Here is a 21,549-nt window from a genome sequence, read left to right as displayed (position 1 = left end):
GCCTCCTCTTGTGACCGAAATCGTGGATCCTCTTCCTTTTCGGGCACATGTTGCCTCCTCTTGTGACCGAAATCGTGGCTCCTCTTTCTTTTCGGGCACATGTTGCCTCTGCTTATAACCAGTTTTTTTCTTATTTACTAAACCTCTTGCACATTAACTCCTACAATGTACTTTCTCCAGTTCCAACAACTGCTGCTTCATTGAAATCCCGCCACGGTAGCCTGTGATTGCTTCATTTTTTCCGATGACCCGGTGGCAGGGTACGGAAATCAGGACTGGATTAGCGCCGATGGCTGTTCCGACTGCCCGCACTGCAGCAGGCTTGCCGATTTTTTCTGCAATATCTGAATATGTACATGTTTCGCCATAAGGGATTTCCTTCAAGGCCGTCCAGACTGCTTCCTGAAAAGGGGTCCCTTTTACATCAGCTGGCAAGGAAAATTGTCTGAGCTTCCCTTCAAGATACTCAGCCAGCTCTTCCCTGTATGGTTTTAAGAATTCTGGATTCTTTTCAAATACAGCAGTGGGAAAACGTTTAGCCATATCTTCATAATCTTCTTCTGGTGAGCCGACATAGCATACGCCTTTGTCGGTCGCCGACATAAAAATTTCGTCTCCATTAAAATGAAAGATGTCATAATAGATTTTTTGCTCCACAACTCCCACTCCTTCTTACAGTCTTTCCCTCATTATAACTAAAAAATGGAAACCACCATATTTATAATGATATTTTTAAAAAACATTAAATTCTAAATTTTCTTTACACTAGTAAAATTTCCCTTTACGATGGATATGGAGTGCAAAACACTCCCATTAAAACAAAGGAGGTTCAGTAGGATGGACAATTCTAAAAAGAAGCTTATTTTAACTAAAAAGGAAGATGGCCCATAGCCAAGGAGGAGAAAGGTAATGGCACAATTGAACAAGGTTATCCAAATCGAGAAATATCATGAAGGGTTGGCGGCTGGGGTCGCCAACATGTGGAATCTGAGTCGTGACGGCTGGGGCGGAGATACGCGCGTCATGACGGAGGAGCAGGTGAAAAAGAAGGAAGCTAACTCTGACAACATTGAGCTTTATCTGGCGCTGGACGGTGAAGAAGTCGTCGGTTACTGCGGCTTGTCTGAGTATAAGGAAGATACGGGATCTTTGTATATCCCCCTGCTCAATGTCAGGCCCGATTACCAGGGGCATAAGATTGGCAAAAAGCTCGTGCTTCAGGCGCTGGAAAAAACGGTGGAGCTGGGCTGGCCGCGATTAGACCTTTACACCTGGGCCGGGAACACGAAGGCCGTTCCTCTTTATAAGAAGTGCGGTTTTTTCTGGGAGGACAGAGATGACTCGACCCATTTGATGAATTTCATTCCGCAGGTCCTGAATACACCGCTATTAAAACCTGTCTTTGAAAAAGTAGATTGGTACGAGGACAGCACTAGATTGATAGAAGTGAAGCCGGATGGCGTTAAGGAAAATGGCTTTACATTTTATGAATACAGCTGGCAGAATTCCGACACGCGTGCCAGGGTCCAATTCGAACGAACAAGCCGCGGCATTAGCTTGATTGAAACGGATGAGTTCATCCTGCAAATGAAATTGGCTGACCATGAAGTCATCCAGGAGGAAGAACGGAAATTTAAAATTACGGTCGTAAACAAGGGCGCAGCACCGCTCAACTTCAAAGCAAGCGGGACGGACACAGGACGAATCAAGTATGATTTCACTGCGGATCAAATGGTAGAAGATGAGTTTACTATTACTGCGTCATTTACCGTTGAAAAAGGAGAAGAACCGAGCCACTGGCGGACGCATCCAGGCATCAAGGCCACCGTATCGATCAATGGGCTTGAATGCAAGTTGAAGCTTGGCGTCTTTCCGATCAACCCGGCAAAATTAGAAGCCAGCTACTCTGGCAATCTTTCATTCTTAAACAAAGCGACGTCTATCGAGGTTGAAATAACGAATAACCTAAGAGAGAATGCGGAATTCCAATTAGACTTCCCTTTAAATGAGCAGATCGTTTTAACAAAACATACATTCACAGTGGAAGTTCCTGCCCGCGGCCGGAAGACGGTGTCTGTGCCTTTAACAGTAAAACAGCATGGATTTTACAAGCCTGAGCTTACGATTACGGCAACAAAAAACGATGGACAAAAGCTCACCTTCGAGCAGGACATCTCGGTTGCTTTCAAAGGTCTTGGCGAAAAGTTCGGCGGTGAATCGAAGGATTTCTGGCATATTTTCAACGGACTTGGTCAGATCAATGTCCGCAAACGGGACCTTCTGACTTCAGCTGCTAGAAACAACGAGAAAAATCAGCCTTTTGCCTTTATGACACCGAAGCTCGGAAAGCCATATTCGCTGGAGTTTACCAAGAAAAAGCCTTCCTCTGTCACCTGGGAGATTAACGATTCCTCGATTGATATAAAAATCAACCTGGAATCTGCCGAGATGGAGGGACTGCTTTTAACGCAGACGTACCGCTTGTTCGGTGATGGAATCATCCACACATGGGGAGAAGTTGAAAATAAAGGTGAAAGCCTTCATCCTGAAGTGGCCTTCAGCCAGCCTGTCTACCATGAACTCGAAAAAGTTTACTTCCCGCTCGATGGCGAGGTTGTTCATTTTACCGAAAATCGAATCATGGAAATTGGCGAGCTGGATTCTGAGAGAATCACAGGGAACTGGTATTTTTCCGAAGGCCAGTACGGTCCGATAGGATTGGCCTGGTCTAAAGATAGCAGCGCCGGGCCTGAGAGCTGGCAGTTTATCATCGAGGACCAATTCGGAAAGCTTGAGCCAGGAGCAAGAGCAGTGTCAGGAACCATTACCCTGTCACTTGGTGCTTTCCAGAATTTCGACGATTTCATTGCCTATGCAGAGCAAGTGCCGGTCCGAAAAAAGCCTGAAAAGAGCAGTGAGCTAAGCTTCAAAGCTGATCAGCTCGTAATCCAGCCTGATGCTGACACGGATTTCACTTTGAAAACATACCGAAACAGCTACCTGGATGGCACATTAAAGATTGGGAATGAGATTCATGAAATTACCGCAGAAATGGAGAAAACCTCTCATACTATGACAGTGCCATTCGCAGCATTGCAACCACTGTCCATTATCGATGCCTCATACGAAGGCAATGGGACGGAAGCTAGATTCCAAGAATTACTGATTTCTCCTTCGGGAAGTGTTACTTCTGCAACGGAGGATGGCAATTTGATCATTGATAACGGCATCATTACCCTGAAAGCAGACCCAAACTTCTATCCTGGTATCTTTTCAATGGAAGTGAATGGCCAAGAATGGCTCGACCACTCCTATCCAGAGTTGACGGCGAAGAGCTGGTGGAATCCATGGGCAGGCGGAATGAAGACCGCACCAAATGGAATCAACACCTTCTCACTGTTAAAAGAAACCAGCCATGCTGAAGTGGTTGAAACGAAGGACAGTGACGACAACAAGTGGATTGGATTGGCAATCACAACGGAGTTTAAGGAACATAAGCAGTGGAACGGTGTCCAGTACACGCAATATTATCTGATGCTTCCTGGCGTGCCGGTTGTCGCCTCTTTTGCAGAAGTGAAGGATGCTGGCGGGAAAAATCTTGCACATGAGGTTTGGATCACAGACCTGTTCGTCGGTGGCAGCGAGCTGACCGATGTGCGAATTTCCGTCAGTGACAGCCAGCAGGGTCATGCTTATCATGCAGGCAGCGAGGAAATTCCATTGATGCTGGATGAAGATTCATATTTTAGCAGCAACAGCTCAGAGGATAAGTTTTACCTCGTTCCAAACAACGATGCCTATCCAACTGACGCGTACACAAATAAAGAAGTTTTGCAGCTTGTCTCAAGGCACCAAGGCGAATTCGAAAAAAGCGCTCCGCTGTTCCTGCTTTTCGATGAGCGCAAACTGACTGGCGACTTGCTTAAAAAACTGAGAAGAGTCCAATTTTAAAAGGAGATAACATGAAAATCATCGATGCCCATATACATCTATCAAATATTAAATCCTTTTATGAAACGGCCGAGAAGCTGTCGTTCGTCGACTATTCCACAGCTGGCATCCTAAAGGAGTTCAAGGAAGCCAATGTAGTGCTCGGAATCGGCATGGGCCTGACGGAAACCGATAAAATGGGATTCCCTGATTATGAAGCCCGGACGCCGATGGGGCTAGATATGGAAGCTGAGCTCCCGGCCAACATTTTTTGCTGCGCCGGGGTTAACCCATATGACCTCGGTGAGGCAGCTCTTGCCCGTCTTGAAAAAGAACTGCAAAATCCAAAGACAGTCGGAATCAAGATCTATCTTGGATACTATCCTTTTTATGCGTATGACGAGGTGTACGAACCGGTCTACAAGCTGGCCGCGAAATACCAGCTTCCTGTTGTGTTCCATACCGGAGACACCTATTCGGAACGCGGGTATTTGAAATATTCCCATCCGATGGCGATTGACGAAGTCGCGGTCAATCACCGCGATGTGAACTTCATGATGGCCCACTTTGGGGATCCATGGACATTGACTGGAGCGGAGATCATTTATAAAAATCCAAATGTATTCGCTGATCTGTCAGGGTTGATTGTCGGCACGAAGGCAGAACTGGATAAACGGAGCCAGGGACGTTTTCTTGACCACCTGCGCCATGCGCTTGAGTTTGCCGACTCGTACGACAAGCTGCTGTTCGGCACAGACTGGCCGCTGATTCCGGTCGGTCCGTATATCGAGTTCATTAAAGACCTGATTCCTCCCGAGCACCATGAGGACGTATTTTACAATACCGCTCTGAAGGTGTTTCCGAAGATCAAGCCATTTTTGAAGTAGGCTTTTCCGTAGCCTTAGTTTCTTGCATCAAAAGTAGGATTTAATCGTACCCTTATGACAGAGCCTTCCTTCACATAAGGATACCTTTTGGCTTGAATCGTACCCTTATGACAGAGCTTTCCTTCACATAAGGGTACCTTTTGGCTTGAATCGTACCCTTATGACAGAGCTTTCCTTCACATAAGGGTACCTTTTGGCTTGAATCGTACCCTTATGACAGAGCTTTCCTTCACATAAGGGTACCTTTTGGCTTGAATCGTACCCTTATGACGGAGTTTTTCTTCCCATAAGGGTGCCTTTTGGCTTGAATTGTACCCTTATGACGGAGTTTTTCTTCCCATAAGGGTGCATTTAGGCATTAATCGTATCCTTATGTCAGGGGTTCACTTCCTATAAGGGTACATTTAGGCATTAATCCAATCCTTATGTCAGGGGTTCACTTCCTATAAGGGTACATTTAGGCATTAATCCAATCCTTATGTCAGGGGTTCACTTCTCATAAGGGTACTTTTCATTGGTAGTCTTTTAGGAAAGATTCACTTGCTATTCACTGCTGGCATAAAAAAGTAGACAAACTCCGTTTCCATCGAGTTTGTCTACAGTTTGGGCCATCCTTTCCCGGGATGGGCTCTTTACCATTATAAGAATAAACCGCCATACGCTAACGATGCTGTGATGACATAAGCAGGATGAACCTTCCACTTTTCAAGCAGCAGGTAGCTGGCAACAACCAAAAAGATCGTTTGTATAATGCCTGTATCTACATAAGAATTAAAGAAAAAGTTAAAAGTCATGACACCGAGCAAGACGGCAATGATCGGCCTGATGTAATTCGTCATTCTTTTCACTTTTGGTGAATCTTTAAAACGGTACAATACTCCAAGAAGGAAGATCATAAAGATCAGTGAAGGAGCAACTGTAGCGAAAATGCCGACAACAGCACCTAGTACCCCGCCCTGCTCATATCCAATATAACCTGCCATTTTTGTCGCAATCGGGCCCGGCAATGCATTTCCAATCGCCAGCACTTCGCTGAATTCCGGTACCGTCATCCACTCATAGCGGTCGACCACTTCATTTTCCACCAGGGGAATTGATGCAGGGCCTCCTCCGTAACCAACGATTCCCGGGATGAAAAAGGCGAGGAATATATGCCAATAAATCATCAGCCCACCCCTCTTTCAATCTTTTTCTCCACCTTAGGAGTTTTGTCTTTTTTAGCAATAGCAAGTATTAACAACACGAGTATCAGGATGGCTGGATGGATGTTCAAAACTTCCATCAGAATAAGTCCGCCAACAACCATTAAGCCCGCGTTCACCTTGCCCAGCGTTTCATTCGATTTCTTAAAGAAATCCCAGGTCAAGGTCGCCAGCATGACACCTACGACTGGAACGACTGCCTTTGTCATGCCGGCAACCCATGGCAGATCTTTAAATGAAGAAATCGAGGTCAGTAAAACAATCATCAACAATATAGTCGGGACGATGGTGGCCATTACGGCATTCACCATTCCTGTGAAACCCGCAACCCTGTACCCGATATAGCCTGCCATCTTGGTGGCAATCGGTCCTGGAAGAGTATTGCCCAGGGCTAAAACATCAGCAAACTCATCATCATTCATCCATTTATATTTCTCGACTACTTCTTTATGGACGAGTGGGATTGATGATGGGCCGCCGCCATACCCCAGCATTCCGACTCGGAAAAATGCCAGGAATAGATCAAGCTGTTTCATTTTCATTCAACACCTTTTCTGAGATTACCAAGCTGCGATTGCCCCATCCGTCCTTGACTCTGTTCCGCCGGATAACACTCCTGTTACAGGGTCTCTCCAGATAATCTGGCCTCTGCCGAATCCGCCGCCGTCCAGTGCAAATTGGATATCATGCCCTTTCCTGGCCAGTGCCTGGGCAATGTGGGCAGGGAAGGTATTCTCCACAACTACCTTGTTGCCCTCCATCCATTGCCAGCGCGGTGAATCCAGCGCAGCCTGCGGGTTCAGGTTGAAGTCGATTGTGTTCATGATCACCTGGGCGTGGCCCTGTGGCTGCATGTATCCGCCCATGACTCCGAACGGACCGACTGCTTCATTGTCCTTTGTCAGGAATCCTGGAATGATTGTGTGGTAGGTCTTTTTGCCAGGCTCAAGGCGATTATCATGTGACGGATCCAATGAAAAATCAGCTCCGCGGTTCTGAAGGCCAATGCCTGTTCCTGGGATGACGATCCCGGAGCCAAAGCCCATATAATTACTCTGGATGAATGAAATCATATTTCCTTCACCATCCGCGGCAGCCAGATAAACGGTTCCACCCTTAGGAGGTGTGCCAGGCTCCGGCAGGCGGGCGGTGTCTCCAATCAAGCTTCTTCTTGCTTCCGCATATTCTTCAGATAAAAGCTGCTCGGATGTGACGGTCATTTTTTCAGGATCAGTTACATATTTCTTTGCATCCGCGAACGCAAGCTTCATCGCTTCAATTTGCTTGTGGTATGTATCCACAGATTCTTTTTCATTCAGTTCATAGCCCTTCAGCATGTTCAGTGCCATCAAGGCAACAATGCCCTGCCCATTCGGCGGGATTTCCCAGACATCATAGCCTCTGTAATTTACCTTGATCGGCTGTACCCATTCTGGCTTGTATGCAGCTAAGTCCTCTTTTGAGATGAAGCCGCCATGCTGTTTGGAGAACTCATCAATTTTTTCTGCAAGTTCCCCGCGGTAAAAGCTTTCCCCGTTTGTTTCGGCAATCTGGCGCAATGTGCTTGCATGGCCTTCCGATTTCCAGACTTCCCCGATTTGCGGCGCCTTTCCATTAGGCGCGAAGGTTTCAAACCACCCTTTGTATTCATCACCTGTAAAAATTTCTTTAAACTTTTCATAAGCAATATTCCAGTACTTGCCCAGAACCGGAGACAGAGGATATCCCTTTTCTGCATAGTCAATCGCTGGCTGCAAAACCTCTGTTAACGGCAGTTTGCCAAATCGTTTCGATAGCTCAGCCCACGCTGCGGGTACACCTGGAACTGTAACAGGGACCAATCCAAATGTCGGCATTTTTTCATGTCCCTTTCCCTTGACGGCATCAATCGAGATGCTTTGCGGTGCCGGGCCGCTGGCGTTCAGGCCATGAAGTTCCCCTTTTACCCAAACTAATGCGAACGCATCGCCGCCGATTCCGTTAGATGTTGGCTCAACAACTGTCAGACATGCCGCTGTCGCAATCGCTGCATCAATGGCGTTTCCGCCTTTTTTTAAAATATCCAGCCCCGCTTGTGCGGCCAGCGGCTGAGAAGTGGCAACCATGCCATTCCTGGCAAAGGTTACGGTTCTTTGTGATTGATATGGATAATTTAGATAATCTACGTTCATGAATTGATCTCCCCCTCAAAGATGGTCACTTTCATTTGTAAGTCAATTTAGCTTATTAGCCTTACAAATGAAATATTCTCTTTTTAAAAAACAACGTTCCTTTTTCATCTCGAAAGAAACGTCCTTACCTTCAAGGCAAGGACCTCCCCAAGTTATGCATAATGGCAAGAAGCAAAATGGTTCTCGCTTACTTCCCTGAATGCCGGCTCTTCTGCCCTGCATCGATCGGTAGCAAGCGGACATCTTGTATGGAAACGGCAGCCGCTCGGAACATTGATCGGGCTTGGTACATCCCCTTTTAAAATAACCCTCTCCCGCTTCTTCTCTTCCTTGGTTGAAGGAATGGCGGAAAGCAAGGCTTTTGTATAAGGGTGAAGCGGATTATCATAAAGGTCTTTTTTATCAGCAAGTTCGACCATTTTCCCCAAATACATGACGGCAACACGATCGCTTACATGCTTCACTACGCTAAGGTCATGGGATATAAATAAGTATGTCAGCTGGTGCTCGTTTTTTAATCGCTGCAGCAGGTTGAGGATCTGTGATTGTACAGATACATCCAAAGCGGAGACAGCTTCATCGCAAACAATCAGCTTTGGGTTCGTGCACAGCGCACGCGCGATACTTACCCTCTGGCGCTGCCCGCCGGAAAACTCATGCGGGAAGCGGTAATAATGCTGTTCCGAAAGCCCAACTTCTACGAGCAGATTACAAACATAGTCATACAGCTCTTTTCTCGGAACGATTTTATGGGTTTCAACGATTTCTGACAGCATCGCGCCCACAGTCATCCTTGGGTTCAGGGAACCATATGGATCCTGGAAGATGATCTGCATATCTTTGCGGTTATCACGCATCTGCCGCTTGGAAACATTGGTGATATCCTTTCCGTCATAAACGATCGTTCCTGAGCTTGGTTCGTGAAGCCTGAGGATGGCCCGGCCCATCGTAGATTTGCCGCATCCAGATTCGCCTACGATTCCCAGCGTTTCGCCTCTTTTTAGAGTAAAGGTGATGCCATCCAATGCCTTTACCACCTGTTTTTCTCCAAAGTACCCTTGATCACCGACAGGAAAGTGTTTCTTTAAATCCTGTACATCAAGAAGATTTTCCGACGGCAACTTCACTAATGGCTGGCCCATTTGCCTCACCTTCCTTCCATAAATCAGTGTATTTCCAGCAGCTGACTGTGTGTTGTGCATCGACTTGCTCGAGGTCCGGGGATTGTACCCTGCAGATTTCCTGTACATGCGGACAGCGATCAGCGAATCTGCAGCCTGCTGGCATGGCATCCGGAGATGGCACAGAACCTTTTATCACAAAAAGCTCCTCCACATGGTCTTCCGCATCGACATCGGGGATACACTTCATCAGCCCTTGTGTATATGGATGCATCGGATTGTTGAAAATCGATTTTCTGGTGCCATATTCAACCGCTTTTCCTGCATACATGACCAGTACTGTATCCGCCATTTCAGAAACAACCGCCAGGTCATGGGTAATCATGATGATTCCCATATCCAGGTCTTTTTGCAGGTTCTTCATCAGATCAAGAATCTGCGCCTGTATCGTTACATCAAGAGCTGTAGTCGGCTCATCCGCAATCAGCAGTTCCGGATTGCAGCTAAGGGCGATCGCAATCATGACCCTCTGCCTCATTCCGCCGCTTAACTCATGGGGATAGGCATCGATCCGTTTTTCCGGTGAAGGAATGCCGACCAGCTGAAGCATCTCAATCGCTTTCTGTCGTGCTTCCTTTTTGGTTACATTCTGATGGAGAATGATGGTCTCGGCAATTTGCTTTCCAACTGTTTGTACAGGATTAAGCGAAGTCATCGGTTCCTGGAAAATCATAGAAATCTGGTTGCCTCTGATTTTGCTCATCTGTTTCATCGACTTATCTGTCAGATTATCGCCTTTTAATAAAATTTCGCCTTCCGCTTCCCCCGTCTTAGGAAGCAGACCCATGACCGAAAGGGAGGTCATACTTTTTCCACAGCCTGATTCTCCAACAATACAAAGGGTTTTCCCTTTTTCCACATTAAAGGATAATCCGGCTACTATATTTGTGGTCTTCTTTTTCCCGGCAAAACTGACCTTCAGATTCTTCACTTCCAATAATGGCTGTGTCATTTGATTGCCTCCTCCTTTCGTTTTACTAGATTAGCAGTGTATGGAAATAAATCTTCCTGACACTTTTTATAGATTCTGATTAATTCCTGGACAGGCTCAGGATGTTCATCTGCCCTGACATCCACAAGCGGATACTCTTCGCGGTCAACAACATAAAGAGCGGCCGACTGCCTTCCTCTTTTGTCGCCTCCTGCTTCCTGTCCGCTGGCAAGAGCCGCTAAAAGCCGTTCTGGCAAACTTTCATTTTCCAATGCTTGATACGTTTCGAACATGGCCTCAATCGTTTCCGGTCCTGTCAGCATATTGCCAGCGACAACAAACTGCGTTCCGATTTTATGACCCTGCCATGGAACCGTATCTTTTCCTGTAAAACCTGTCGCATTTCCATCCTTGTCAACGATGGAGCATTGCCGTCTCTCCCGGTCTGGGTCTGAAGCCAGCAACTGCTCCAGCACATCAGCTGGTGATTTTCCTTCAGCTAAAAGCTTGATTCCGTCAACGCCGTAAAACGGATTAACAGTGGCCTGGGTGGCGATTGCTCCAATCCCCGACTTCACATAAGGAACAAGTGAGCCAACTGCTGGTCTCGCAGTTGATACGGCCACGCCCAGCAGTCCAGTTTTCTCACATCTAGCAGTGATCGAAAATGTCATTCTAGTAACCTCACTTCAATTTGGGATCTAATGCATCACGAAGGCCATCACCAAATAAGTTGATTGATAGGACTGTCAAAAAGATGAACAGGCCCGGGAATAGAGAAATCCAGGGTGCATCTCCAAGGTAGCCCTGTCCCATAGATAACATGGCTCCCCAGCTAGGTGTTGGAGGCTGAGTCCCCAGTCCAAGGTAGCTTAAAGAGGCTTCTGAAATGATCGCTGCCGCAATTGCGAGTGTTGCCTGGACCAAAATTGGCGGCATGCAGTTTGGCAGGATATGCCTGAATATGATTTTAAGGTCGCTGATTCCAGAAGCTTTTGCAGCCGTGACATATTCACGCTCCCTCTGGCTCAGGACCTCTCCCCTCACCAGCCGGATAAAGTTAGGTGTAAAGATAATACCGATTGCAATCATCGCATTCTGCAATCCGGCTCCCAGCACTGCTGCCAGTGAAAGCGCCAGTACCAGCGGCGGGAATGAAAGCAAGGCATCGGTAAAACGCATGACTACAAACTCATCTAAAACGCCTCTGTAATATCCTGAAAAAAGACCAATTGGAATACCGATCAATAGTGCGATGCCAACCGAGATAATCCCAGCCTGGATCGACACTCTTGCTCCAAAGATGATTCGGCTGAAAATGTCGCGGCCAAGTTCATCTGTGCCCAGCAGATTCTCTGCATTAGGACTCTGGAGGAACTTTGCATAGTTCTGCTCCGTTGGGTTATAAGGCGCAACGAGCGGTGCGAAAATCGCCATAAGAATAAGGAGCAATGTAAAGACACCGCCAACAACGGCTAATTTATTCTGGAAGAAACGAGAGCTCATTTCTTTCATCCGGCGTTTTCTTGGGCTCTCAACGACGACGATTTTTTGTTCTAATTGTGCTTCCATGGTCACTGGCCCCCTGTCAGCTTGATTCTTGGATCAAGAATGGAATATAGGACATCAATAAAGAAGTTAACGACGACAACAGCGATGGCCATAAATAGAACGGCCCCTTGCACCACCGGGAAATCCCTTGTCAATATCGCATCGATTACTAGTCGCCCAATTCCTGGTATCGCAAAAATCGTTTCTGTGATGACGGCACCGCCGAGGAAAGTAGCTAACTGCAATCCACTAACAGTAACAACCGGTATAAGTGCATTTTTCAAAGCATGGCCGATCACGACTCCTCTTTCTAAAACCCCTTTTGCATATGCTGTGCGGATATAATCAGCCTCAAGCACTTCAAGCATGCTCGAACGCAGCATCCTCGTGATTTCAGCACTCAATCTGATTCCTACTGCAATCGCAGGCAAAATCATTAACAGCATACTCTGTTTAAAATCCTTCCATGGTTCTACATAGCCTGAAGGAGCAACCCATCCTAAGGAGATGGAAAAGACGAATATAAGCAAAATCCCCAAGAAAAACGGTGGAACTGAAACTCCGGATAAAGCAAAAGTTGTGCCAAAGTAATCCCAGAAGGTTCCTTTTCTTGTCGCTGAAATAATACCAGCTGGGATGGCAATCAGCATCGCAATAACAAATGACATGATTGACAGCTGGATCGTTACCGGCAGCTTTTGCAGCAGCACGGTAAGCACTGGCGTATTATCCTTCAATGAATTTCCAAGGTCTCCCTGGAGGACATTCGTAACCCAGGAAAAATATTGCACGTATAGAGGATCATTCAATCCCATTTGTTCCCGCAATGCCTGCAGCGACTCCTCTGTAGCCTCTTGTCCTAAAATCATCCTTGCAGGGTCGCCTGGAGTAAGATGGACCAAAGAAAAAACGATGATGCTGACTAAAAATAAGATAACGACCATAAGTCCCAATCTGCGAATTAAAAATTTTACCACGCTGCTCCCTCCCTTTCCCAAGCTTAAAATACATCGGCTTGGAGATGGATCTCCAAGCCGAATCAAGTTGAATGCTTATTTAAATGAAACGTCGTGGAAGCGCATCATTTGATCCGAGATGTGTTTATAGCCCTGTAAGTTGTTTTTGAATGCTTTGTAATCCTTCTCGTGGTAGATGAAAATGAACGGAACTTCTTCCTGTCCTAATTCAGTTGCTTGGCTGTAAATCTTCTTACGCTCTTTTTGGTCTGTTTCAACACGTGCCTGTTCCAACAGCTCGTCCATTTCCGGGTTAGAATAACCGTAGTTGATTGAGCCGTCAGTGTGGAATAGCGCGTAGATGTTTCCATCTGGATCTGTTCTTCCGCTCCAGCCTAAACGGACTGCATCGAATTTATAGTTATCCATGTTATCAAGCATTGTCCCGAATTCTACCATTTCAAGATTAACCTTGATTCCCGCTTCTGCAGCCATTGATTGGATCATTTGCGAGATTTGCTCTTCCACTGGCTTAGGAGAAAGCTGCAATGTAAATTCAAATCCATCAGGATAACCTGCTTCAGCCATGATTTTCTTTGCTTTTTCAACATCTTTCTTTGTCGGTTTAATAGAGTCGTCATGTGCCCAAGTTCCAGGAGGAATGGCTCCCGCAGCTTGTACACCAGTATCACGAAGCGCAACCTTTATAATGGCTTCTCGATCAATGACCAAATCCAATGCCTGACGAAGCGCTTTGTTATTAAACGGTTCACTTTTGTGGTTCAAATATAGACCTTGGAATCCAAGAGCGCTTGTCTCAGATAATGTAAGGTTTGAATCATTTTTTAACTTCTCGACATCTTTTGGCGGAACCTTGCTGATAATGTCAACATCGCCTGATGTAAGGTTCGTCAGTCTTACGTTTTCATCTGAATATGGACGATAGACGATTTTTTCAAACTTTGGTGCCCCGTTCCAATACTCAGCATTTTTTTCTACTTCGATCTTGTCTTGCTTCACTCGGGATACAAACTTGAAAGGACCTGTACCAACAGGTGAGTTAGCAAAATCCTTGCCTTTTTCTTGTACAGCTTTTGGAGAAACCATCATGCCGGCACGGTCAGACAATGCTGCCAGGAATGGACTGTACGGTTCGGAAAGGACAACTTTCAATGTCGTTTCGTCAACTACTTCAATTTTTTCAATTGATGATAATTCAGATGCACGAGGTGAACCTGCATTTGGATCCATCATACGCTCAAAGTTGAATTTAACTGCTTCTGCATTGAACGGAGTTCCATCATGGAATGTAACTCCCTTTTGTAAAGTGAAGGTATATGTTTTTCCGTCTTCTGAGATATCCCATTTTTCTGCTAGCATCGGAACAAAGTTAAGCTCTTCATCCACATCAACCAGTTTGTCATAGATACTATGGAATACTTGTCGGTCAACAGCTGCTGTAGAGAAATGAGGATCCAACTGCGGCGGATCATCATCCAGCCCGACTACCAATTCTGTGTTGTCCGTTTTAGCAGGAGCGCTGGCCGTTGCCGATTTCTCTCCTTCCGAACTGGAAGAATTACTATTGTTACATCCAGTCAAAAGCAATAATAAACTCATAAATACGGCTGCAAATACTTTTACTTTTTTACTCACTTTTTCTTCTCCCCCTCTTCCGTAAAACAGCTCTCCTAACATAAGCAGGCTAAAGGTAACATCAGACTACTTTATGAAAGCGTTTCACCAAATTTAATATCATTTCGAATTTCGTATTATTATATTATATTAAATTTAAAAAATCTATATAATATTCAGAAAATATTAAAATATTTTTTATTGGTATAATTTTCTGTGCAGTTTTTCCAATTTTCGTTGAAAATGTTATCAATTGTAAGCTAAGATACATTTACATACGTTTATAAAAGAGTGGTGTTTAAATGGTAATCGATGAAACTGACCGCCAGATCCTTCAACTATTATCCGAAAACGGCAGGATGTCTTATGTCGATATCGGCAAACAGTTGAATTTATCAAGGGTATCAATCCGGGAAAGAGTCAATCAATTAATCGAAGATGGTGTGATCGAGAAATTCTCTGTTGTCATCAATTCGGAAAAAGTGGGTAAATCTGTTTCAGCATTCTTCGAAGTGGATTGCGAACCTTCATCCCTTGTAAGGGTTGCGGAGGCACTTGCGAATAATCCAAGTGTAGCAAGCTGCTACCAGATGACTGGTCCAAGCACACTACATATGCATGTCCTCGTAGAGGATTTTATAAGATTGGAGAATTTCATCAACGAGGAACTCTATAGTTTGGAAGGAATCACTAGAGTGGAAAGCCATATTTTACTCAGGAGATTCAAGAGCCGTACTGGCTTGAAGTTGTGACAGATGAGAAAAGACACGGACTTTTTGTCCGTGTCTTTTTGTGTTTATAAAAGGCTCTTTTCGTAAACTTTGTGGCAATGCGAAAGCAGCCTTATAAAAAGAAAACCAAAACCTGTGATGCCACTGCAACCGATATGAGCGCAAATGGATAGGCGGCAGCGTAGGCGATCGCCGGATCTTCGGAATCCATCAACTGGTTGGTGGCCCCAAGTCCAGGTGTACTTGTCATTCCGCCACACAATGCTCCTAATGAGTGAATGATGCTCAATCGGAAAAGCTTCCTTGCGATGAAAAAGCCGGCTACGACTGGCAGGATTGTAATGATCGCACCGCCGATGACAAGGTTGAAGCCCTCCTGCTGGATGACCTGCACGATTCCTTTTCCGGCTGTAGTGCCAGCGCCCGCAAGGAATAAAACAAGTCCAATATCGCGGATGACCTGGTTCGACGGCTGATAATAACGCGCATGGATGGGGCCGAGCTTCCCAAAGTGGCCGATGATCAAGGCGATGAACAACGGACCGCCAGCGACGCCAAATGTAATCGTGCCAAGCTTCGGAAAGTGGAACGGTATCATACCGGCGAGTACTCCCAGAAGTAATATCAGACTAAGCGACAGAATATGGATATTGGTAACCGTCAGCTTCTTTCTGTTGAACAGCTTTTCAACGTCATCCAATCGGTCTTCACTGCTGACAAGTGTCAGGACATCACCGCGCTCCAGCCGCCATTTCGAGTTCTGGTTAAATTCAAACCCGCCTCGTTCAATCCTCGTTACCGTGACCCCATATGTCCGCCTTAAATCAAGCTCCCTGATCGTCTTCCCAATTAAATCAAGCGAATCCACGGTCACCTTGCGAAGCTCAACATTGTCATGATTCTTGAGGTTTGTCTCGACCTCCCTGCCGATGTCTTCACAAATCTTCGTCAAATCACTCCGTAGTCCAACAGCAACAAGCCTGTCCCCTACGAGTATAACTGTATCGTTAAGGGCGATGATATTCCGGTCTCCGCGGATGACGCGGCTGATGACGACCGTATTATATTGATTAAACTCCAGTTCTTTTAAGGTTCTTTTATTGATTGCAGGGTCCGACACCTCGATGGTGATGACTTCTGGCGATTCATCATTTCGTACGGGGCCTGATTTCTTTGTTAAATCCTCCGCTAAATCCACCTTGAGCACCCGCGGCAAAAGCTGTACGAACAGGACAACCGCGAGGACGCCGAATGGATAGGCAATCCCGTAACCGACAGACGCAAGCGGGTCGCCGGTTGCCTGGAGGGCTGCCGCAAGTCCAGGTGTACTCGTAAGTGCTCCGGTCATGATTCCAATGCTTAACGCAGGAGAGAGATTGAACAGCTTGGCCACAACAATGGTCGTCACTGATGCGACGAGAACAATCAACAGGCTTATGATCCCAAATACTACACCGCTCGTTTTCATCATCCGGAAAAAGCGCGGCCCAGCGGATAAGCCAACTGCCACGATAAATAATCCAAGGCCCAGCTGCTGGATGACCGGCGACACCTGGTAGCCGAAATGGCCGAACACCATAGCCGCCAGCAAGACGCCGGAAGTTCCAAGGCTAAGTCCCCGAATTTTGATTTCTCCTAGCGCTGAGCCAAGAAATAAAATGACGAATAATAAAATTAACGGTTCCTCAAGCAAACCTATTATGCCGTCCACAGATGATTCCTCCAATGATTGTGCGATTGTGAAAATCTATACAATCTAGAATATCACGATGCCTACACTATTCATAACCAGACAGTGACGAAATTAGTACAAAAACAATATCATGCTGTTGAAAACGTTTTCTTCTATTAAAGGTGGATGCCTTTTATGCGTTTTCCTCAAAGAAGGGGTCTGTAAACGGTACTTTTGATGCTCAAACAGTAAGACTAGTTTACAATCACTATTTTTTAGCGGAGAAATCACGTTGCTCTACTTTTGCATAGCTGAAATATAAATTTATATAGCGACTTTCTCTTTTTTATAGCGACTTTTCCTTTTTTATAGCGATTTTTTTGTTTTTATAGCGATTTTTTTGTTTTTATAGCGATTTTTTTGTTTTTATAGCGATTTTTTTGTTTTTATAGCGAATTGGTAAAAAACACTCTTTTTTACCAATTGAAAAGAGACCCATCCCTGAGTCTCTTTCAGTTTAAATCACATCATAAATATCCTGGGAGGATTCAAGGATATAATCTGGTTTAGGCTGGCCGATTTTGGCTTTGTGTCCGGCGATATGGTCGGGATGCTTCTCCCAGTTCTTCCAGTCATGTTCGGATTGCCAGCTGATCATGACCATGACTTCTTCGTCGCCTCTGCGACTCTTTTTTACGAGAACCTGTTTATCCAGGAAGCCAGGCTGCTGTTCAATCAGCATGCCTTTTTTCGAAAAGCGGTCGATCACATTGCTGGAATGTCCTTCTTTCACAAGGATCTTCTTAATTTGATAGAACATTATAATGCCGACCTCACTTCATCGATCATGGATTGCATAGACTGCAAGCCGCCGCCGCTCAGGTACCAGTTCGTACCGTCAAGGTAAATGATCTTGCCGTTTTTGAAGGCGTCAGTCTTTTTCACAAGTTCATTTTCGATTGTTTCCTTCGCACCGACTTCGCCACCTACAGCTGCTGTACGGTCAATGACGAACAGGATTCCAGGGTTTTTCTCGAGAATATATTCAAATGTGATGCTCTGGCCGTGAGTGGATGCTTCGATATTTTCATCTGCCGCCTTAAACCCGAATACATCATGGAGGAAACCATAACGAGATCCGGCACCATAAGCGCTGACTTTGCCTTCATTCGCCAATACTAGCAATGCTTTCTCATCTGCTGCGGAAGCTTCTTTTTTGATTTCATCTATACTCTTATTAACTTCCGCCAGTTTTTCCGTTACAACTTCTTCTTTTTCAAAAATCTCACCGATCAGTTTCATGTTCTTTTCAAAGGATTCCATGTATTTTGTATAGTCCATGCCAACAAAAACGGTAGGAGCGATTTCCGCAAACTGGTCGTACAATTCAGCCTGTCTTGCGGAAATGAAAATGACGTCTGGCTTCATTGCGTGGATGGCTTCAAAATCAGGCTCTTTCAAGCTGCCAACATTTGTATAATCCTTGCCAGCGTATTTTTCCAGGTATTCAGGAACGATTGCCTGCGGCACGCCTGTAACTTCCACGTCAAGTTCATCAAGAGTATCCAATACACCGAAATCAAACACGACAACTTTTTCAGGACTCTTTTTGACAGTTGCTTCCCCGTACTCATGCTTGATGGTCATTTCCTTCGCTTCGCCTTTTCCTGCTGCCGCAGTCGTTTCTGCCTTTTCCTCAGAACCACATGCTGCCAATGCTAATACCATCGCTAAAACAAGTGCTAATAAACTAAGTTTTTTCATAGTTAAACTCCCCTTTTACTAAGAATTAAAATAAACACAAATCCGGCAATTGTTCATTTCCTGAATTGGAATGTCCATATCATAGATTTCTTTTAGCGCGTCTGACTGTATGATTTCCCTTGTTGGGCCATCCCTGACGACCTTGCCATTCTTCAGTGCGACGATGCGGTCTGAATAGACGGAGGCAAAGTTGATGTCATGCAGGACGATGACGACGGTTTTGCCCAGGTCATCAACAAGCTGACGGAGGATTTTCATGATTTGGACTGAATGCTTCATGTCCAGGTTGTTCAACGGTTCATCAAGCAGGATATACTCCGTATCCTGGGCAATGACCATCGCGATGAACGCCCGCTGCTTTTGCCCGCCAGAAAGTTCGTCGAGGTAACAGTCCTGCATCTCGGTCAGGTGCATATACTCAATCGCCTGGTCTACAAACTTCTCATCTTCCTCGGTCAGCCTCCCTTTTGAATAAGGGAATCTTCCGAACGACACAAGCTCGCGAATCGTCAGGCGAACATTCATATAATTTGACTGCTTCAAAATCGAGACGACCTTGGAAAACTCATTCGACTTCATCTTCCGGATATCGGTCTGGTCGATGAGCACTTCCCCGGAATCAGCATCGAGCAGCCGGCTGACCATCGAAAGCAGCGTCGATTTCCCGGCACCATTCGGCCCGATGAACGAAGTAATCTGGCCTCTCTGGATGTTGACAGTCACATCCTCAACGACACTCTTTTTTCCGTAAAATTTGGACAGTGAACGAACTGTGATCATGTTGATCGACTCTCCTTCAGCAGTAAGTAGATGAAATACACGCCACCGACGAAATTGATGATGACACTAAGCGTGGTGGAGAATGTGAAGACTCTTTCCACGACCCATTGCCCGCCAACAAGGGAAATCACGCTGATTAAAATTGCTCCGCTGATCAGGACGCTGTGCTTGTAGGTTTTGAAAGCTTGATAGGATAGATTCGCAACAATCAAACCTAAAAAAGTCAGTGGCCCTACAAGAGCGGTGGAAATCGAAATGAATACAGCTACAAGCACCAGCATTTTTTTTACAATAGAATCATAGGAAACCCCAAGGTTGATCGCATTTTCCCTGCCGAGCGACAGCACATCGAGATAGGATGTGAACCTCCAGGCATAAATGGTCAGCAGGACAATCAGGCAGATCGCCAGCCAAACCAGGTCGGTGTTGATGTTGTTGAAGCTTGCAAACATCCTGTCCTGGACCATCTGGAACTCGTTCGGGTCGATCAGCACCTGCAGGAATGTCGAAATGCTGGAGAAAAAGGTTCCGACGATGATTCCCACCAGCAGCAAAAAGTAGATTGGCTGACTTCCCTTTTTAAAAAGAAGCCGGTAAAGCAGCAAGGCGAACACAACCATGATTGCCACTGTTAAAATGAAGTTCACCTGTTTATTGACGACAGTCACATGGCCAGAACCAAGAAAGAAAATCAGTACGGTCTGCAGCAGCATGTAAAGTGAATCCAGTCCGATAATGCTCGGTGTCAGGATACGGTTGTGGCTGATCGTCTGGAAAACGACGGTTGAATAGGCGATTGCCACACCGGTGATCACCATTGCAGCCACCTTCATCGCCCTCTTGGGCAGGGCATAATCGAAGCTGCCATTCAGGTCATGGAATAAATACAGCATGCTTGCACCAATTGCGATTAAAGCAAGGAAGATTAATTTTATCGAGTTACGCATAAGCCTTCCTCCTAAACAACAGGTACAAGAAAATTCCGCTGCCGATGACGCCGACCATCAAGGAGATCGAGATCTCGTAAGGATAGATCAGCACGCGGCCCAGGATGTCCGTTACCAGGAGGAAATTCGCTCCCAGCAAAGCCGTATGCGGCAGTGTTTTTTGCAGATGGTCGCCTTTGAAAATCGAGACGATGTTCGGGATGATCAGACCGAGGAACGGAATCATTCCTACCGTCAGTACGACCGTGGCCGTAATCAAAGCGACAAGGATCAATCCAATGTTGACGACCCGTTTGTAGGCTAGCCCCAGGTTCTTCGAAAAATCTTCTCCCATTCCCGCTACCGTGAAGCGATTTGCGAATAAATAGGCAATCACCAGGATGGGAATGCTTATGTACAGCAGCTCATAGCGCCCCTTCATGATCATCGAAAAATCACCTTGCAGCCACGCGGACATGTTCTGGATGACATCGGCTTTGTAAGCAAAGAATGTCGATATGGATGATAGGATATTACCCAGCATCATCCCGACAAGCGGAATGAAAATCGCGTCCTTGAACTTGATCCGGTCAAGGATTTGCATGAACAAAAAGGTTCCAGCCAGAGCGAATACAAACGCAATCAGCATTTTTTCAATCGTGGACGCGTTTGCAAAAAACAGCATCGAAACGAGAATGCCCAATCTCGTCGCATCGAGCGTGCCCGCCGTTGTCGGCGACACGAACTTATTGCGGCTCAGCTGCTGCATGATCAGTCCGGCAATGCTCATCCCCGCCCCGGCAAGCAGGATTGCAATCAGCCGTGGTACCCTGCTGATCAGGAAGATTTCCGTTTCCTCCGATTGAAAATCAAGCAGTTCCAGTGGTGTGATTCTGCTGACTCCTACAAAGAGAGAAAGCAAGGAAAGTATGATCAAAGATGTAATCAAGTAACGCTTTTTCATGGCCATGCTCCTAGTCTCTATCGATAGATAATGAAAATCATTATCAATTAACCTATTTAAATATTAAATCGACTATATAAATAAAGTCAATAGTTAATTGAGAATTTATTTCAATTAGATTGGAAAGTTGTAGGAAAATGTCATGATATCTTTGATTTGAGGTTTTATAAAATCTATGGGTTTGTGGTAGGAATTGCCCATCATTATCTCCAACAGATTAGCAGTATTAGAACTCGATCGATGTTCTGACAGCTTTTCTGCCTTTTCC

At 45.6% G+C, this 21,549-nt stretch carries 19 protein-coding genes; 3 read left to right on the top strand and 16 right to left on the bottom strand.

Annotated elements, in window-relative coordinates; genetic code table 11:
* Positions 1-153: 153 nt before the first annotated feature.
* A complete protein-coding gene (locus J7I80_RS16920; RefSeq protein ID WP_214739684.1) occupies positions 154-603 on the bottom strand; it encodes a methylated-DNA--[protein]-cysteine S-methyltransferase in 450 nt (149 codons plus the stop codon).
* A 306-nt stretch (positions 604-909) separates the two neighbouring features.
* Here J7I80_RS16920 and J7I80_RS16915 point away from each other — a divergent pair, with 306 nt between their 5' ends.
* Both J7I80_RS16915 and J7I80_RS16910 read left to right on the top strand, forming a co-directional pair.
* Positions 910-3,951: a GNAT family N-acetyltransferase gene (locus J7I80_RS16915; RefSeq protein WP_214739676.1), complete on the top strand. Its 3,042-nt coding sequence runs from the start codon at positions 910-912 to the stop codon at positions 3,949-3,951.
* An 11-nt stretch (positions 3,952-3,962) separates the two neighbouring features.
* Positions 3,963-4,817 carry an amidohydrolase family protein gene (locus tag J7I80_RS16910; protein ID WP_214739674.1) on the top strand — a complete coding sequence of 285 codons (855 nt, stop codon included), beginning with the start codon at positions 3,963-3,965 and terminating at the stop codon, positions 4,815-4,817.
* A gap of 638 nt (positions 4,818-5,455) precedes the next feature.
* Here J7I80_RS16910 and J7I80_RS16905 read toward each other — a convergent pair.
* The 9 genes from J7I80_RS16905 to J7I80_RS16865 form a co-directional block, all read right to left on the bottom strand.
* Entirely contained in the window at positions 5,456-5,983 is a 528-nt protein-coding gene (locus J7I80_RS16905; RefSeq protein WP_214739672.1) for a chromate transporter, read from the bottom strand.
* Positions 5,983-6,555: a chromate transporter gene (locus tag J7I80_RS16900; protein WP_214739670.1), complete on the bottom strand. Its 573-nt coding sequence runs from the start codon at positions 6,553-6,555 to the stop codon at positions 5,983-5,985. Before J7I80_RS16900 ends, J7I80_RS16905 begins: the two co-directional genes overlap by 1 nt.
* A gap of 24 nt (positions 6,556-6,579) precedes the next feature.
* Positions 6,580-8,190 carry a gamma-glutamyltransferase family protein gene (locus J7I80_RS16895; RefSeq protein ID WP_214739668.1) on the bottom strand — a complete coding sequence of 537 codons (1,611 nt, stop codon included), beginning with the start codon at positions 8,188-8,190 and terminating at the stop codon, positions 6,580-6,582.
* A gap of 152 nt (positions 8,191-8,342) precedes the next feature.
* On the bottom strand, positions 8,343-9,332 hold the full coding sequence (locus J7I80_RS16890; protein ID WP_214739666.1) for an ABC transporter ATP-binding protein: 990 nt from the start codon (positions 9,330-9,332) through the stop codon (positions 8,343-8,345).
* A complete protein-coding gene (locus tag J7I80_RS16885; protein WP_214739664.1) occupies positions 9,289-10,323 on the bottom strand; it encodes an ABC transporter ATP-binding protein in 1,035 nt (344 codons plus the stop codon). Before J7I80_RS16885 ends, J7I80_RS16890 begins: the two co-directional genes overlap by 44 nt.
* The gene (locus J7I80_RS16880; protein ID WP_214739662.1) at positions 10,320-10,976 is read right to left on the bottom strand and encodes a DUF1028 domain-containing protein; all 657 of its coding nucleotides are present in this window, start codon (positions 10,974-10,976) and stop codon (positions 10,320-10,322) included. The genes J7I80_RS16885 and J7I80_RS16880 overlap by 4 nt, the downstream gene beginning before the upstream one ends.
* 10 nt (positions 10,977-10,986) lie before the next feature.
* On the bottom strand, positions 10,987-11,874 hold the full coding sequence (locus tag J7I80_RS16875; protein WP_214739660.1) for an ABC transporter permease: 888 nt from the start codon (positions 11,872-11,874) through the stop codon (positions 10,987-10,989).
* Positions 11,875-11,876: 2 nt separating this feature from the next.
* Entirely contained in the window at positions 11,877-12,830 is a 954-nt protein-coding gene (gene nikB, locus J7I80_RS16870; protein ID WP_214739658.1) for a nickel ABC transporter permease, read from the bottom strand.
* Between the two features lie 75 nt (positions 12,831-12,905).
* The gene (locus J7I80_RS16865; protein WP_353050130.1) at positions 12,906-14,465 is read right to left on the bottom strand and encodes an ABC transporter substrate-binding protein; all 1,560 of its coding nucleotides are present in this window, start codon (positions 14,463-14,465) and stop codon (positions 12,906-12,908) included.
* Positions 14,466-14,746: 281 nt separating this feature from the next.
* On the opposite strand from J7I80_RS16865, the gene J7I80_RS16860 reads away from it, so the two are divergent.
* On the top strand, positions 14,747-15,196 hold the full coding sequence (locus J7I80_RS16860; RefSeq protein WP_214739654.1) for an Lrp/AsnC family transcriptional regulator: 450 nt from the start codon (positions 14,747-14,749) through the stop codon (positions 15,194-15,196).
* Between the two features lie 91 nt (positions 15,197-15,287).
* On the opposite strand, the gene J7I80_RS16855 is transcribed toward J7I80_RS16860, so the two are convergent.
* From J7I80_RS16855 to J7I80_RS16830, 6 genes are all read right to left on the bottom strand, one after another.
* Positions 15,288-16,886 carry an aspartate:alanine exchanger family transporter gene (locus J7I80_RS16855; protein WP_353050129.1) on the bottom strand — a complete coding sequence of 533 codons (1,599 nt, stop codon included), beginning with the start codon at positions 16,884-16,886 and terminating at the stop codon, positions 15,288-15,290.
* Positions 16,887-17,364: 478 nt separating this feature from the next.
* Complete coding sequence (locus J7I80_RS16850; RefSeq protein ID WP_214739653.1) at positions 17,365-17,667, bottom strand: antibiotic biosynthesis monooxygenase family protein; 303 nt, start codon at positions 17,665-17,667, stop codon at positions 17,365-17,367.
* Positions 17,667-18,611 (bottom strand): siderophore ABC transporter substrate-binding protein, encoded by a 945-nt coding sequence (locus J7I80_RS16845; protein ID WP_214739652.1) that lies wholly within the window; start codon positions 18,609-18,611, stop codon positions 17,667-17,669. The genes J7I80_RS16850 and J7I80_RS16845 overlap by 1 nt, the downstream gene beginning before the upstream one ends.
* Before the next feature lie 18 nt (positions 18,612-18,629).
* A complete protein-coding gene (locus J7I80_RS16840) occupies positions 18,630-19,391 on the bottom strand; it encodes an iron ABC transporter ATP-binding protein (RefSeq protein WP_214739651.1) in 762 nt (253 codons plus the stop codon).
* Positions 19,388-20,338: an iron chelate uptake ABC transporter family permease subunit gene (locus tag J7I80_RS16835; RefSeq protein WP_214739650.1), complete on the bottom strand. Its 951-nt coding sequence runs from the start codon at positions 20,336-20,338 to the stop codon at positions 19,388-19,390. The genes J7I80_RS16840 and J7I80_RS16835 overlap by 4 nt, the downstream gene beginning before the upstream one ends.
* Positions 20,331-21,281: an ABC transporter permease gene (locus J7I80_RS16830; protein ID WP_214739649.1), complete on the bottom strand. Its 951-nt coding sequence runs from the start codon at positions 21,279-21,281 to the stop codon at positions 20,331-20,333. The genes J7I80_RS16835 and J7I80_RS16830 overlap by 8 nt, the downstream gene beginning before the upstream one ends.
* Positions 21,282-21,549: the final 268 nt, after the last annotated feature.

The organism is Bacillus sp. ISL-41, from assembly GCF_018613235.1.
In the GTDB taxonomy this organism is placed as follows: domain Bacteria; phylum Bacillota; class Bacilli; order Bacillales; family Cytobacillaceae; genus Mesobacillus.
Note: the sequence above shows the minus strand (reverse complement) of the source record. Positions and strands in the feature narration are given on the sequence as shown.